The sequence below is a fragment of the Streptosporangium sp. NPDC048886 genome, assembly GCF_055586905.1.
In genome coordinates this window covers 5237-6417 of the sequence record NZ_JBVJHH010000098.1, presented here as the reverse complement: position 1 = coordinate 6417, position 1181 = coordinate 5237, and the positions used below count along the sequence as shown (strand labels likewise).

2 protein-coding genes are annotated in these 1181 nt (G+C 63.3%); both read right to left on the bottom strand.

Translation table 11 applies throughout. The features are described 5' to 3' along the window. Positions 1 to 395: 395 nt before the first annotated feature. The gene (locus tag ACZ6R6_RS49055; RefSeq protein WP_470104401.1) at positions 396 to 638 is read right to left on the bottom strand and encodes a DUF397 domain-containing protein; all 243 of its coding nucleotides are present in this window, start codon (positions 636 to 638) and stop codon (positions 396 to 398) included. 6 nt (positions 639 to 644) lie between these two features. Further along, the coding region (locus tag ACZ6R6_RS49050; protein ID WP_470104399.1) for a DUF5753 domain-containing protein at positions 645 to 1181 on the bottom strand (537 nt) is incomplete at its 5' end.

Below are 1181 nucleotides of genomic sequence, written 5' to 3'. Positions count from 1 at the left end.
CACGCCGAAAGGAGGTGGTCCGAACAATGGTTGATCATAGTTGGGCTAGCGAGGTGGCTGTCCGCTGATGAGGGTTCTGGTTGGTTCTGGCTTCTGCCAGACGTTGCCGGTTGCTGCTGGTGACGTAAGCCCAATCAGTTGACTCATCGCCGGTCATCTTCGGCTGTTGCCGAACGGTGTTGGGCATTCTGTTCCCATCGCGTTCCCAACGGGCCGACGCGGCGAAGGCTTCCAGAGAAGGGCTCCGGCACTGCCGGAGCCCTTCCTCATTTCCAGACGAGCCCGCCCACAGCTTCCGGCAGCCCCGGCGAGTAGTTACGATCGAGAGTGCTTCGATCACGCACAAGCCCCCGCTCCGCCACGGAACGGGGGCTTGTCGCGTTGAGCAGGTTGGGTTAGCCGAACTCGTCGGCCTTCACGCCGCCGATGAAGGCTTCCCACTCCTCCCGAGTGAACGCCAGTTTCGGGCCCTCAGGGTCCTTTGAGTCACGGACCAGGTAGAGCAGCTCCTCATCGGCCTTGTGGCCGGCCGGGGCCAGGTCGCCGGGCGCGACCGCCACCTCGACGCAGTTGTCGCCGCTGCCGCTAGAGAACGAGCTCTTGCGCCAGACGAGCGGAGGCTGGTTGCTTCGATCCATCCTCGCCTACCTCTGCTGTAGTTTTTCGGCCAGGGACTCCATGAACGTCAGCGACTCCTCCGGTGAGAGGGACCGCGACTGCACATGGCTGTAAACGACGTTATACCTGTGCAGCACAGGGGGCTCCTCCAAGTACAGCGCGTCTGTCTCGTTCTCTACATATACGAGACTGGGGTCCAGTTCGGATTCGAAGTCCAGGATGACGAACGCGCCCGTGATCGCTGCGTGGGCTCCAGCCTCGAAAGGAAGCACCTGGACAGCCACGTTGGGCTGCTCTGCGACCTTGATGATGTGGCGCAGCTGCTCCGCCATAACGGTCGGCCCGCCGACGATCCGCCGGAGCGCGGCCTCATCGATGACGGCCCAGAACTGTGGCGGGTTATCCCGGTTTAGTACCGTCTGGCGAGCGAGACGAGCCCGGACGCGCCGGTCGACGTCATTCTCAAGGTGCGCAGCTTCGATGATCGCTCGCGCGTATGCCTCGGTCTGCAGGAGGCCGGGTACGCACGCCATCTCGTAGGTCTGGATCACTGCGGCCCCGGC

Coding starts and splice junctions, on each gene's coding strand:
- ACZ6R6_RS49055 (WP_470104401.1), bottom strand. CDS start 638: ATGGATCGAAGCAACCAGCCTCCGCTCGTCTGGCGCAAGAGCTCGTTC.